General features: G+C 70.8%; 1 pseudogene. It reads left to right on the plus strand.

Annotated elements, in window-relative coordinates:
• Positions 1-476 (plus strand): annotated as a pseudogene (locus AC58NV_RS23735) (bifunctional methylenetetrahydrofolate dehydrogenase/methenyltetrahydrofolate cyclohydrolase); the annotation flags it as partial.

Consider the following 476-nt stretch of genomic DNA (forward strand, 5'->3'; position numbering starts at 1 on the left):
CTGGGCACCGGCCAGAAATCGATGGTGCCCTGCACGCCGCTGGGCTGCCTGATGATGCTGCGCGACCACCACGGCAGCCTCTCGGGCATGGATGCGGTGGTGATCGGCCGCTCCAACATCGTCGGCAAGCCGATGGCGCAGCTGCTGCTGGGCGACAGCTGCACCGTGACCATCGCGCACAGCCGTACCAAGGACCTTCCGGACGTGGTGCGCCGCGCCGACATCGTGGTGGCCGCCGTCGGCCGCCCGGAAATGGTGCCGGGCGACTGGATCAAGGAAGGCGCCACCGTCATCGACGTCGGCATCAACCGGATCGAGCGCGACGGCAAGAACGTGCTGGTGGGCGACGTCGACTTCGCCTCCGCCGCGGAGCGCGCCGGCGCCATCACCCCGGTGCCGGGCGGCGTCGGCCCGATGACCATCGCCTGCCTGCTGGCGAACACGGTGACCGCCTGCTGCCGCGCCCACAACCTGGC

The sequence above is a fragment of the Leisingera sp. ANG49 genome, from assembly GCF_059694505.1.